The sequence below is a fragment of the Anaerorhabdus furcosa genome, assembly GCF_900167375.1.
In the GTDB taxonomy this organism is placed as follows: Bacteria; Bacillota_I; Bacilli_A; order Erysipelotrichales; family Erysipelotrichaceae; genus Anaerorhabdus; species Anaerorhabdus furcosa.
In genome coordinates, this window is sequence record NZ_FUWY01000008.1 from 34,084 (window position 1) to 45,871 (window position 11,788).

The following is an 11,788-nucleotide window of genomic DNA, read 5'->3' on the forward strand; positions in this document are numbered from 1 at the left end:
TTCTTAACAAACCATATCTGAATCATTTGTTTTTACTTGCCATTTTCTTAGGCGTTCTAACAAATCATGCTTGATATCTGAATAATTAATATCCTCTGCTAAATTGTTTAATTCAAATGGATCATTTTCTAAGTTGTATAATTCATCGATTTGATTTTCAAACTTAACTAGTTTGTATTTACCATGAACAATCATACGCCCATTGATTCGTTCAACATAACCATGGCCTGCTGTTTCACACATCAAATCATCACGCCACTCATCCGTATTGTGTGTTACTAGTGGTAATACACTCTCACCATGAGTTTCTTGTTTAAATTTAAGTCCTACCGCATCCATAATAGTTACAGGTATATCCATGTTACTTACAAGCTGATCAAATTTTTGATTTGGTTCTATTACACCTGGCCATTTCATCGCCATTGGAATTCGCATAACTTCCTGTGACATATATGAGCACTTATCAAAATGTCCACCATGACTTGCTAATGCATCACCATGATCAGTTGCCCAAACAATAACAGTATTCTTATCTAATCCTAATTCTTTAACTTTATCTAGAATCTTACCCGCTGCTGCATCCAACATAGTGTTGTGTGCATAAGCATGAGCAAGTATTTCTTGCCAAGTTTCCCAAGGAACAGGATTTGGATAAATAATCTTTTGATTGTCATCACCAATAAAACGATTGTCTTCTGTACGATGAACATCTGCACGATTTGCAAGATCATCTCTAAAGTTTCCATATTCTTTAATATCTTTTGGATTATACATGTCATAGAATTCTTTGGTTGGGAAGAATGGTTGATGAGGTCCCCAAAAGTCAACACGCATGTTGAATGGTTCCTCGTTTCCAGACTTAGCTAATTCTTCTAATTTTTCACATGCTAGATTTGCCAAAAAGAATGATTCATGAGTTTCTTTTGGTGTAACCGTTATACCCATCGCATGTTCCCCAGCCCAGCTTGATTCACATTTATAATTTTCTCCTACTTTAATTTTAGGAAAATGCCCTTCATCAAACAAACGGTCTGAACAACAGTGCCATTCAATGAAATGTTCTGCTTCTGGTAAGTTGTATCTTTTTAAGTATTCTTTGTATGTATCCGAAGTATAAGGATTACCATATCCATCACAGCTAAATCCTTCACAATGCTGATTTTCAACAGTTGTTGCATTACCAGCACCTGCATGCCATTTACCAAAGTAGTAATTCTTATAGCCTTCTTTATATAAAGCTTCTAAGTATGTTTCCTCATCATATGGTGCAGCTGAAGTATTGTAGTAATTCTTATGCTTATGTGCAAATTGACCATTCAACATTGTGCGTCGTACTGGTGCACATAACGGAGTTGCACAATAGGCATTTGTAAATTCTGCCCCTTCGCTCGCAAATTTTTCAAAATTTGGACGAATTGGCTTTACTCCTCCATCCCAGCCATGACGATAAAATGCTTGATGATCATTTAAAATAAAAATGACATTTGGTTTATTCACAATCTTATCCCTCTTTTCATGCAAATTATAACAAACGACGACTTTCGTGTATAATATGAATATAGATAATTTATCATAAGATTTTTGTTATGTATAGGAGGTATTATGAATCATAGAAATTTAAAGATATTTTTAGAAGTATGTAAAACAAAAAATATTACAAAAGCTTCTAGTAATCTCTACCTTGCCCAACCTGCTGTTTCATTGGCAATTAAAGAATTAGAAGACGAATACGCAACTACACTTTTCTTACGCAATACAAAATCCTTAACAATTACTGATAGTGGTATGAAATTAATGCACTATGCAACAGAAATCATGAAAATATACAACGAGATAGAAACTACATTTACATCAGGTAATAATGAAATATTGAACTTAGGTTCTTCCATTACAATTGCTGAACATTTTCTACCTCAGTATATTAAAGCATACAAACAGACACAAAATCCATCAACAATTCGCGTTACGATAGAAACTCCTGATATTATAATAAGAAAAATATTATCTAGAGAGATTGATTTTGCTTTTATTGATGCGGATCATCCAGATGATAAACTTGAGTGTACACCTTATTTTACTGATCATTTTGTCGCAATTTCTTCAAAGAAGCATCACCTTACTCGAAAAGCAGAGGTTACGTTTGATGAATTTCTAAAATATGATTTATTGCTTCGTGAACAAGGTAGCGGTGAGCGTGAATTAATCGAAACTATTTTCAAGAAAAGAGGTATTCATAAATTACCTCTTTGGGAAAGTAGTAGTACAAAAGTATTAATTAATGGTGTTACTGAAAATTTAGGGGTTACTATTCTCCCTCTAGAACTGATTCGAGATCGTTTGTATATTGATGATATCCAATGTATCAATATCACTGATGTCAATCTTAAACGCTATTTCTATTTGATTAAACATAAGGATGCCATATTAAGCTCAACAATGAAAGAATTCATTGATATAGCAACAAATCTTTACAAATAAGGAGGATACGATGAATTTAAATCACTTGAAAGTATTTATGTATGTTTGTAAACATAACAGTATCACCCAAGCTGCAAAAGAATTAAATATGAAACAACCACAAGTATCCTATGCGATTAAAGAATTAGAACATGAATTAAATACTTGTTTATTTTTTCGCGTCTCTCGTCATTTAGAAATCACTGACAATGGAAATCGATTACTTAGTTTAGCCATGCGATTATTTGAATTGTGTTCTGAGATGGATCTTGCAATGAAATCTAAGAATGAAGAAACTTCCATTACAGTAGGTGCATCCATTACCTTAGGAAAGCATTTTTTGCCTATTTATATTAGTAAGTTCAATAAAATTTATCCAAATGTTCATGTTAATCTTATTACTGATACAAACGAAAATATTGTAAGCTTCATCCTTACGGGAAAAATAACACTCGCTTTTATTGACGCAAACATTGATGAGCCAAAACTCAATGTACAACAATATCACAAAGATAAAATTGTAGCTGTTTGTCACAAGGATCATCCTCTTGCAAAGAAAACATCTGTATCACTAAAAGACCTCTACAAAGAAGAATTACTCTTAAGAACTAATGGTAATGGTGATCGAGAAGCTATTAATCATGCTTTTCAAACTCTTGGCATAACCTACAACCCTGTTCTTGAAAACGATATTGGTGTTCTTCTATTAAATGCTACAGCCAACAATTTAGGTATTTCATTGTTACCTAAAAACATCGCATTTGACTATGCAAATACTGATGAGACAAAAATACTTGAGGTTGAGGAATTATTACTTGATCGCTACTTTAGTTCTATTCATCTAAAAGATGTAAAATTAAGTGATATTCTTGAAAACTTCAACAAAGTCAGTATTGATCAAGACAACTGGATGTATATTAAGAAACATGATTAATTGATACTAAAAAGCCCTTCACAAATTTGAAGGACTTTTTTCTTAGATAATTTTATATCCACCTACAGGACGAATCGATAAGACAAAACATGATCCATCACCATAAATTTCATTCATTTGATTCTTATATTCTTCTAACATCGTTTTTGGTACAAATGCTTGAATTGTACCTGCTAAACCACCACCATGAACACGGTATGCACCTGAATTTTGAAGAAGTTGTTCAGATATCGCAAGAGCCAAGGATAAGTTTTGATTTTCAATATCTTTTGTTGTATACACATTTTGTAGATACATATATGAAGAATATCCAGATTCAATAATTAATTTTTTGAATGTTTCTAAGTCATTGTTTTTAAGTGCGTTAACTTGATCAATTACACGATCAGTTTCATTAAAGAAGTGAATTGCACGAAGAAGTGCACGATCGCTACATTGTTCACGAATTTTCTTGATATTTTTTAAGAACTCTTCTTTTGTACATTGAGAAAGAACTTCTTTACCTAAGACTTTTGCAACATCTTTCATCTCTTTTGGCATCAATCCATATTCATCAGATAAATCAGCATGCGAACCCTTTGTATCCACAAGGCACAATGCATAATCAGAATGTGCAAAATCAAATTTAACTTGTTCTACAATTGGATTTTGTTTATCTTTGAAATCAATAGTAACAAAACCACCTACAGAACATGCCATTTGATCAAGTAATCCACATGGTTTCATAAAATAATTGTTTTCTGCATATTGACCAATTTTTGCAATTTCTACATGATCAATTTTACCATCATTATAAATTTCAGAAAGAATAGTTCCAAGCAATACCTCGAAAGCAGCACTTGATGATATACCAGAACCTTGTAAAACATTACTATGACTAATAGCTTTAAAACCACCAATGTGATAACCAAGTTCTTTAAAACGTGCTAAGGTGCCACGAATTAATGATTCAGAAGTAAATTTTTCTTCTTCTTTAATTGCTAAATCGTCAACACTTACAGGTTTTACTTCAAATCCTTCAGCGTAGTATTCACATGCATTTGCGCATGGCACAACGACTGTTGCAATATCCATGTTTACACTTGCTGCAAGTACTCGACCTTGCTGATGATCGGTATGGTTTCCCCCTACTTCAGTTCTTCCTGGAGCACAAATCAAATGAGCTTCATCATCACCAAATTTAGCCAATGCTTGATCTAATAATTTTGCGTAACGATCTTTTTCATTTTCAATGTCATCACGACAATTAATCATTTTTAATTGTTCATCAAATTTTCCTGCAAGTAGGTTTTGTTTAATTTCTGTAATTTTCATAGCTTCTCTCCTAATTAAATATGAATTGTGTTTTATGATGCCAAACTTCACCTTTTCTTATAATCGGTTGAATTTGGTTTTTAGTTTGAATTGCGTTGGGATAAAATTGTGTTTCAAAACAAATTGAACTTCGCCTTGGAAATTCACCATTTTCTTTTGTATCGGTATAATTGCCTTCTAAGAAATTACTGGTATACATATGAAATCCAGGTAAATCAGAGAGGACCGTCATTTCAATCTCTTTTCCTTTGCATCTTGCGAATTCTCTAAAGCCTTCACCATCAACAAGGAAATGATGGTCATAACCATTACCATTTAGAAGTTGCTCTTCTTGATTGTTTATATCTTTTCCAATTGGTTTAAACGAAGTAAAATCAAATGCTGTTTTCTTCACATCATAAACATCTTCATGTGTGCAACCATCAGCATCAACTCCTGCAAATTGAGTAGCATTGATTTTTACCTCATGTTCCATTGCAGTCTTACTGGTTGGACCATCCAAATTAAAGAATGAATGATTTGTAACATTCAATAATGTATCTTCATCACTTTGCGCATCAACAATATAATTAAATCCATTCTCGATTAATTCATAGGTTACCTTTACACGAACATTTCCTGGATAGCCTTCTTCCATGTGAGGGCTTACATATTCAAATGCAATTGAGTCTTCTCCTCCATGTGCTTTCCACATCTTCGTATCAAACCCAAATTCACCCCCATGCAAAGAATTTCCATTATTGTTAATTGGTACATGATAGGTTTTTCCATTTAATTCAAATTCACCTTTACCAATACGATTGCATACACGACCAATTGTTTGTCCCATGTATTTTACTTGCGACTGGTACCCTTGAACATTTGTAAATCCTTGAACAACATCAATTCCTTTATCCTTAATCACTAAAGATACTAAAGTTGCTCCATAATCTGTAACTGACATTTGAATCGTGTCATTTTCAATTGTATAAAGTGTTGCTTCCTGATTGAAGCTAGTAAGTCCAAATGATTTCATTTCCATTATTTCACCATCTTTTCAAAAGCATCTTTTGCTGCCATTTGTTCTGCTTTCTTTTTACTATTTCCAATTCCTTTTCCCAGTACAATATCATCCAATTTAACTTGGATTTCAAATCGCGGATTATTACTTGGTCCAGTCATTTTAATTACTTCATAGGTAACTGTTTTTCTCGTATCAGACTGAACAAATTCTTGTAGTTTTGTTTTATAATCCATAACGATAACTTGATTTGGATCTTGTAAGCGCGAAGTAATTACTTCATTTAGAATATTATCAATAGGGTCCATTCCACCATCCATGAATAAAGCACCCAAAAAAGCTTCAAACATGTCGGATACAATTGAATCTCTTTGTCTACCACCAGACTTTTCTTCTCCCGAACCTAGTAGTAAAAAATCATTTAATTTTAATTCTTTTGCATAAATAGATAATGCTTTCTCACAGACTAACTGAGCACGTAGTGTCGTCATATGCCCCTCGTCTAACGGTGGTTCAATTCTAAATATCTTATCAGAAATCCACAATTGAAGAACCGCATCTCCCATAAACTCAAGTCGTTCATTATCATTTTTGCTACGGTGTTCATTTACATAAGAAGAATGCATAAATGCTTGCATAATCAGAGGTTCATTATGTATTTCAATCCCTCTATTTTTTAACCATGATGTGATATTCATATGTCATCTCCTTTATTAATCCATGGTAGAAAGAGCGTTTTCATTGATTAAAAGCACTTTCTTAATTAATCGTTCATTTTCAATATTCGTACTTTCATCCAAAATCTCTTGGACATCTTTTCTTGTTGTTTCAATGATTTTCGTGTCTTCTACTAAATTGCCCAATAAAAAGGCAGGTAAACCACTTTGTCTTGTCCCTAGTATATCACCAGGACCCCTTAAACGTAAGTCTTCAAAGGAAATTTCAAAACCATTGTTTGATTTTACTAAAACATTTAATCGTTCCAAACTCTCTTGTTCTTTACTATCTGTAAGTAAATAACATATCCCTTGGTGTGATCCTCTTTGTACTCTACCACGCAATTGATGCAATTGACTTAGTCCAAAGCGATGGGCATCATAGATGATCATACATGTTGCATTGACTACATTAATTCCTACTTCAATTACAGTTGTAGAAACAAGAATTTGAATTTTATTTTTCTTAAAATCTTGCATCACTTGTTCCTTTTCATCACTACTCATTTTGCCATGAAGAATACCCACTGTGGCAATCCCTTTAAATTGCTTTTGTAAGTTTTCATAAATATCCACAACATTTCGTGCTGAAAAGTTTTCACTTTCTTCAATTGCACTACAAACTACATAAATTTGTCGTCCTTCTTGAAGTATTTCTTTTACATCACTTAAGACACTTCGAAAGCTATTCTCTTCAATAAGAACTGTCTTTACTTCTTTTCTCCCGCTTGGCATCGTTTCAATCGTAGTGACATCCATATCACCATATAATGTATTAGCTAATGTTCTTGGAATGGGTGTTGCACTCATCAAAAGAAAATCTACTTTATCCCCTTTATCCAATAATTTCCTTCTTTGTTCAACACCAAATCGATGTTGCTCATCTGCGACAACAAATCCCAAATCTTTAAATACTACATCTGCTTGAATTAATGAATGCGTCCCTACTAAAATATCAATTTTACCTTCTTTTAAATTTTCTAGAATTTCTTTTTTCTTGATGGTTGGTAGCGCTGAGTATAGAACTTCAATTTTTAAATCCGTTGAACGTAACAAATCTTTCAAAGATAGATAATGTTGTTTTGCAAGGATTTCAGTTGGAGCAAGTAATGCAGCTTGTTTTTTGGAATATGAACAAGCTACCATACCTAGTGCTGCAACAACTGTTTTACCACAACCTACATCACCTTGTATTAAGCGATACATAACATGATCACTTTGTAAGTCTTCTAAAACATCATTTACTGCTTTCACTTGGTCTTTTGTAAGAGGAAATGGCAAATGATTCGCAAGTACAAAAACATCATCAAAATTAAAGTTTTTTCCTTGTTTGTGTTCAACCTTTTCATTTTGTTTCCTTATGAGTTGAATAGCTAAATGAAACTTTAAAAACTCTTCATATTTCAAGGTACGAATCGCTAAGCTAACATCAGTTGCATTCTCAGGAAAATGTATTTTTTCATAGGCATCTTTTTTATCTAATAAACGATATCGCTCTCTATACTTTGAAGGAACATCATTTTCAATTGTGGCTTTGCTATTATCAAAACAACGTCGCAGTACATCTTGCATGTTTTTTTGTGTTAAACCATATTTCAAAGGATAAACTGGTTGAATACCCAATTGTTCATTGAGTGGCCTAAAATTATATTGAATTGCTGTTACTTTACGATTACCTTCATATTTACCAATAATTGTAATAACTTGCCCCAATTCCATTTTATTAATCCATGGACGATTAAATAAAGTAATATCAAAAACATCATCTTCATTCTCTACTTGGAATTTTGTCATTGTACGAGATCCTTTAAATCGAATACTTTTTGGATACGTAATAACGCGTGCCTCAAAGACAACTTTATCTTTTATTTGCCAATGATCATATTCTTTTAATTCAAGTTGTTCATAACGAAAAGGATAGTACGATAGTAAATCTTCTGCATCATATAGACTCATTTGATTTAATATTTCAATTTTTTTAGGTGGTATCTTACACGCTTTCAATGAGAGTACCATAGCCATTACCTCCTTACTTTGTTAAATCATATCTTATTTTCAATTTTTTATCTTTAACTTCAACTTTTGCAAACCCACCATTTACAAATGGCATCGTTGGTGCAACATGTCCTACTTGCACTTGATAAATCACAGGTATCTTTACATTTAAGTCATTGATTACATCTTCTAAAGATAAACCCAATACTTCTTCATCATATCTCATTTTACCAATAAGAATCGCTTGTACGTTATCAAAATACCCTAATTGGTTTAGTTGCCATAGACAGCGCTTTAATCCAGCAACCGTATAATCAAATGCTTCCAAGTACCAAATAATCTTTGATTCCTTTTTCATGAACTGTTTGATGTTATCATATTCTGTACCCAGTAAATTCATGATGATATCCAAATTACCACCCATCATTCTACCTTCAACATTGATTTTATGTTTCTTATTTGTACAAACAAACTCATCAGCATACTGCGCAAATTCAGTTTTCTCATTCAACAATAAATTCAGTAAGTCATAAGATGCTTCCTCTGTTTGCTGACTAAAGCATTCCAACATATTCATCGCATGGATTGATGCAAGATTACTTTTAGTCGCAAGAGGTTGAATCATACTCGTATTGTCAGAGAACCCTACAAACCATTTTGCCTTACTTTTTTTTAGTAAATCAAAATCTATATAAGGAAGAATTTCAATCATTCTCTCTCCACCACTCACAACCCAAAGAAAATCAATCGAATCATCCAAGTAGAATTTCATAAATTCTTTCGCTCTATTTTTTGGTGTATCACTTTGCGCCTTTATAAGCTCATCTATTTTTTTGCTTTCTACTATTTTAAAACCTAAATGTTCCAATTGTGCTTTACTTATCAAGTAATCATTTAAGTACTTCTCACTACCCACTCCACATGATGGTGCGATAACTCCAATTGTTGCATTTTCATTAATTGGTTTTGGTATCCTCATTTTCTACACCTCTACTGTATTATTGTAACTTACACTTATAAGAAAAACCATCACTAGATGGTTTCCTGCTTAACATTATTAATTACTCGATAATTCCTCTAAGCACTTCAAATCATGGATATCTGATTCTCTTAATTCATAACCACTGTGAAATACTTTTTGTCCCTCAATACTAATACATGGTATTTTTCTTCCTTCAAAGATAGTTTGTCCAAAATACTTTGCATCAATGTTATAAAAACCACCCTCTAAATCTGATTGTTTACATGATCCATCTTCCTCAATAATAAATGGATGAATGTCCAAGTAACCTAATTCTGGATGATATAATTCCGCTCTAACTGGCATCCAATCTGTTTCGACTTGATACCCTACTTTTATTAGCGTATCGAGTAATCGTTCTGTTTCATTCGCATCATAATTGATGTCTATATCCCGATGATGACGAGTTTGTTTACCTACTAAAGCATCCACACCCCAGCCACCATCTAACCAATATGTAATTTGTATTTCTTCAAAAAGATCGATTACTTTCAATAAATCTTCTTTTGTTACGATTTCTTTTTTCATCTTTGATTACCTCTTATAATTTTATACGGGTATAGTATTCTTTATCATCTTCATGATGAATGGTTGCTCCATTATTAAGTTGCGCTTTAATACTCCCTTGATTATCTTTGTTCACTGATAAATAAGCTTCATCAATTCCCATTTTCTTAGCTTCATTTAAAACTAGTCGCAATCCTTTTGTTGCATAACCTTTTTGTCGATAATTTGGTGATATACCATAACCAATATGCCCCGCACCATTGATTAAAAACTCATTTAAATAATGTCTCAAATTAAATATTCCTACATAATTTTCTTCATCATCTACCAAGACAAATACGGTATCTGGAACATAGCCTTCTGCTAAATCAATACCGAGAGATGATTTTTCTCTTTTCTTAACATATTCTTTAAATTCATCCAATGTAAATCCATAAGCAATATTCATAAATCCATTTTCATCCTTTTCAAATGAACTTTGAAGTGCATATGCTTTTTCAAGGTTAGCTTCCCATAATTTTATTAATTTCATTTTCTTCCCTCATTTTCTAATCATTCGAACAAATGTACCAATACCTACATACGTTTCTTGTATTATTTCATCACCATCAATTTCAAACCCTACTTTTTTATAACAATGAATGGCTCGTTTATTCCAATTTCTGACTTCTAAATACAGTGGTTTATTGGGATATAATTCATTGGCTTGCAGTATTGCCATTTTCATAAGTTCTTGTCCATACCCCTTATTACAAAGAGTTGGATTGACTCCAATTCCCATAAAAACCTCAGTGTCTTCTTCACAAATATTAGTAAAGCCAACTAAGCCCTCCTCATTACGATAAGTCCTATACTTACTTCGTAAATTTGGGTTAAAGAATATTTTCTGTTCTTTTTTCATTTCTTCATAAGAGGGAAAATTATACATTGCATATTCACCCTCATATTTCCAATTACATATTTCTATTTTATCTTGATCGCTCAAGTTTGTTACTTTCAACATGTGTTATCTCCTTTTCATCTATACAAAAATGATTTTTAATTTATAAAAAACAAGTTAACCTTTATATCTTTTTCATTATGTCACATACTCAATATCTCTATTTAGATGCTATAAAAACTATTTTCTTAATTTCATCTCATTATTCAAAAGTTCAAAACCTAAACGCTGATATAAAGAGATTGCTTTTTCCTCTGCAGTTAAATATAAATTTGTAACACCCTTACTTTCTGATAACCTTATTAACCCTTCAATTAGCTCTTTCATGATTCCTTGCCCACGAAATTCAGGAATCGTATAAATGCTATAAAGTTTACCTAATCGCCCTGTTGGACAAAATTCATCAGGTAATACTTCAAAAACACAAATTAAGCCCTTGGCAATAATCTTACCTTCTATTTCTGCAACTAAACCAAAACAGCTACCATCATAAAAGTGTTTTTTAAAATAAGCATCAATATTTATCCTTATATCACTTGGTAGTGGCGTAACCGCAATTTCTGTCAAAAAATCAATTCTTAAATCTATTATTTGATTTAAATCTTTAGCCGTTATTTCCCTTAATGTATACTTCATGAAAATCACCTCCACCATTTATTTTTAAATTTTTTTATTGAATTCTACTGTTTTATTTTTCATTGAAATTTTCCCAACTTCATATCCATAATCTACTAATTCTTTCTTCGCATTGAGAAAGGCATGATCAATTGGAAATGATAAAATGTTTTGAATATCATCAAAGCTCAAAACTAATTTTTCATTGCAATTTTCTTTTATATAGTTCCACAACTCATTATATTTTCCCATGTTATCACCTCTAATTATCTTTCTTTAATCTATTAGA

General features: G+C 32.2%; 13 protein-coding genes. 2 read left to right on the top strand and 11 right to left on the bottom strand.

All coding sequences use genetic code 11. The features are described from left to right. Positions 1-3: 3 nt before the first annotated feature. Positions 4-1,497, bottom strand: coding sequence for a sulfatase-like hydrolase/transferase (locus B5D14_RS10965; RefSeq protein WP_078712675.1), 1,494 nt, complete (start codon positions 1,495-1,497; stop codon positions 4-6). A 105-nt stretch (positions 1,498-1,602) separates the two neighbouring features. Here B5D14_RS10965 and B5D14_RS10970 point away from each other — a divergent pair, with 105 nt between their 5' ends. After that, positions 1,603-2,478 (top strand): LysR family transcriptional regulator, encoded by an 876-nt coding sequence (locus tag B5D14_RS10970; RefSeq protein ID WP_078712676.1) that lies wholly within the window; start codon positions 1,603-1,605, stop codon positions 2,476-2,478. A 10-nt stretch (positions 2,479-2,488) separates the two neighbouring features. Then, positions 2,489-3,391 (top strand): LysR family transcriptional regulator, encoded by a 903-nt coding sequence (locus tag B5D14_RS10975; protein WP_078712677.1) that lies wholly within the window; start codon positions 2,489-2,491, stop codon positions 3,389-3,391. A 42-nt stretch (positions 3,392-3,433) separates the two neighbouring features. On the opposite strand, the gene B5D14_RS10980 is transcribed toward B5D14_RS10975, so the two are convergent. From B5D14_RS10980 to B5D14_RS11025, 10 genes are all read right to left on the bottom strand, one after another. Next, complete coding sequence (locus B5D14_RS10980; RefSeq protein ID WP_078712678.1) at positions 3,434-4,705, bottom strand: galactokinase; 1,272 nt, start codon at positions 4,703-4,705, stop codon at positions 3,434-3,436. A gap of 10 nt (positions 4,706-4,715) precedes the next feature. Further along, on the bottom strand, positions 4,716-5,726 hold the full coding sequence (locus tag B5D14_RS10985; RefSeq protein ID WP_078712679.1) for an aldose epimerase family protein: 1,011 nt from the start codon (positions 5,724-5,726) through the stop codon (positions 4,716-4,718). Further along, positions 5,726-6,403, bottom strand: a complete 678-nt coding sequence (gene rnc / locus B5D14_RS10990; protein WP_078712680.1) for a ribonuclease III — start codon at positions 6,401-6,403, stop codon at positions 5,726-5,728. Before rnc ends, B5D14_RS10985 begins: the two co-directional genes overlap by 1 nt. A 15-nt stretch (positions 6,404-6,418) precedes the next feature. Next, positions 6,419-8,437, bottom strand: coding sequence for an ATP-dependent DNA helicase RecG (gene recG / locus B5D14_RS10995; RefSeq protein WP_078712681.1), 2,019 nt, complete (start codon positions 8,435-8,437; stop codon positions 6,419-6,421). Between the two features lie 13 nt (positions 8,438-8,450). Then, positions 8,451-9,395: a S66 family peptidase gene (locus B5D14_RS11000; protein ID WP_078712682.1), complete on the bottom strand. Its 945-nt coding sequence runs from the start codon at positions 9,393-9,395 to the stop codon at positions 8,451-8,453. A gap of 78 nt (positions 9,396-9,473) precedes the next feature. Further along, positions 9,474-9,965 (bottom strand): nucleotidyltransferase domain-containing protein, encoded by a 492-nt coding sequence (locus B5D14_RS11005; RefSeq protein WP_078712683.1) that lies wholly within the window; start codon positions 9,963-9,965, stop codon positions 9,474-9,476. A gap of 13 nt (positions 9,966-9,978) precedes the next feature. After that, positions 9,979-10,476: a GNAT family N-acetyltransferase gene (locus B5D14_RS11010; RefSeq protein ID WP_078712684.1), complete on the bottom strand. Its 498-nt coding sequence runs from the start codon at positions 10,474-10,476 to the stop codon at positions 9,979-9,981. A 9-nt stretch (positions 10,477-10,485) separates the two neighbouring features. Then, on the bottom strand, positions 10,486-10,947 hold the full coding sequence (locus B5D14_RS11015; protein ID WP_078712685.1) for a GNAT family N-acetyltransferase: 462 nt from the start codon (positions 10,945-10,947) through the stop codon (positions 10,486-10,488). 117 nt (positions 10,948-11,064) lie between these two features. Further along, positions 11,065-11,520 carry a GNAT family N-acetyltransferase gene (locus B5D14_RS11020; RefSeq protein ID WP_159443794.1) on the bottom strand — a complete coding sequence of 152 codons (456 nt, stop codon included), beginning with the start codon at positions 11,518-11,520 and terminating at the stop codon, positions 11,065-11,067. 24 nt (positions 11,521-11,544) lie between these two features. Next, positions 11,545-11,751, bottom strand: coding sequence for a hypothetical protein (locus tag B5D14_RS11025; RefSeq protein WP_078712687.1), 207 nt, complete (start codon positions 11,749-11,751; stop codon positions 11,545-11,547). Positions 11,752-11,788 lie beyond the last annotated feature (37 nt).

Excerpts from the sequence above, each read along its gene's own strand:
- B5D14_RS10970 (WP_078712676.1), top strand. The coding sequence starts at position 1,603 with ATGAATCATAGAAATTTAAAGATATTTTTAGAAGTATGTAAAACAAAA.
- B5D14_RS11025 (WP_078712687.1), bottom strand. The coding sequence starts at position 11,751 with ATGGGAAAATATAATGAGTTGTGGAACTATATAAAAGAAAATTGCAAT.
- B5D14_RS10985 (WP_078712679.1), bottom strand. The coding sequence starts at position 5,726 with ATGGAAATGAAATCATTTGGACTTACTAGCTTCAATCAGGAAGCAACA.
- recG (WP_078712681.1), bottom strand. The coding sequence starts at position 8,437 with ATGGTACTCTCATTGAAAGCGTGTAAGATACCACCTAAAAAAATTGAA.
- B5D14_RS10975 (WP_078712677.1), top strand. The coding sequence starts at position 2,489 with ATGAATTTAAATCACTTGAAAGTATTTATGTATGTTTGTAAACATAAC.
- rnc (WP_078712680.1), bottom strand. The coding sequence starts at position 6,403 with ATGAATATCACATCATGGTTAAAAAATAGAGGGATTGAAATACATAAT.
- B5D14_RS11005 (WP_078712683.1), bottom strand. The coding sequence starts at position 9,965 with ATGAAAAAAGAAATCGTAACAAAAGAAGATTTATTGAAAGTAATCGAT.
- B5D14_RS11010 (WP_078712684.1), bottom strand. The coding sequence starts at position 10,476 with ATGAAATTAATAAAATTATGGGAAGCTAACCTTGAAAAAGCATATGCA.
- B5D14_RS11020 (WP_159443794.1), bottom strand. The coding sequence starts at position 11,520 with ATGAAGTATACATTAAGGGAAATAACGGCTAAAGATTTAAATCAAATA.
- B5D14_RS10980 (WP_078712678.1), bottom strand. The coding sequence starts at position 4,705 with ATGAAAATTACAGAAATTAAACAAAACCTACTTGCAGGAAAATTTGAT.
- B5D14_RS11015 (WP_078712685.1), bottom strand. The coding sequence starts at position 10,947 with ATGTTGAAAGTAACAAACTTGAGCGATCAAGATAAAATAGAAATATGT.
- B5D14_RS11000 (WP_078712682.1), bottom strand. The coding sequence starts at position 9,395 with ATGAGGATACCAAAACCAATTAATGAAAATGCAACAATTGGAGTTATC.